The organism is Microvirga sp. 2MCAF38 (assembly GCF_052115485.1).
In the GTDB taxonomy this organism is placed as follows: Bacteria; Pseudomonadota; Alphaproteobacteria; order Rhizobiales; family Beijerinckiaceae; genus Microvirga.
Window position 1 is genome coordinate 1 of record NZ_JBFRGU010000020.1, and the last position, 497, is coordinate 497.

1 protein-coding gene is annotated in these 497 nt (G+C 66.6%); it reads right to left on the reverse strand.

The genetic code is table 11. The annotated features are described in order from the left end of the window. On the reverse strand, positions 1-497 hold a 497-nt coding region (locus AB4072_RS17135), incomplete at both ends, for a cadherin repeat domain-containing protein (RefSeq protein ID WP_441969941.1).

The window sequence follows — 497 nt, forward strand, 5'->3', positions numbered from 1 at the left end:
GTGAGCGCCGCGACCTTCAGCTGCCCGTCTTCGATCTTGAAGCGGCCGCCCGCATTGCCGCTGCCGCTCGAGCCGCCATTGCCGCTCGTGTCGAACGCGTAGATCAGCCCGACATCCCCCTCCGGATCGAGCGCCGTCAGATCGCCCACCACCGCGCCGTCCTGGGCGCTCGCAACAATCGTCGCCTTGCGCGTCCCGTCCACGAAGGCCAAATCGGTCGGCGCTTCGTTCACGTCGTTGACGTAGACCACCACCGTCTTCTCGTCCGAGGACAGACCCGTCGCGCTGTCGCTCGCCTTGACCCGCAGCGTGTAGAACTTCCGCTCCAGCGGCGTTCCCGCATTCTCCGTCTGAAGGTCGGGATCTTCCGCCGTCGTCGCCTCGTAGTTCACCGCGCCCAGAAGCGTGATCTGGCCCGTCGCCGCATCGATACCGAACTTCGCACCGGGGTTCAGAACCAGCGCATAGGTCACCGTGTCCCCGACGACACCCGCCGG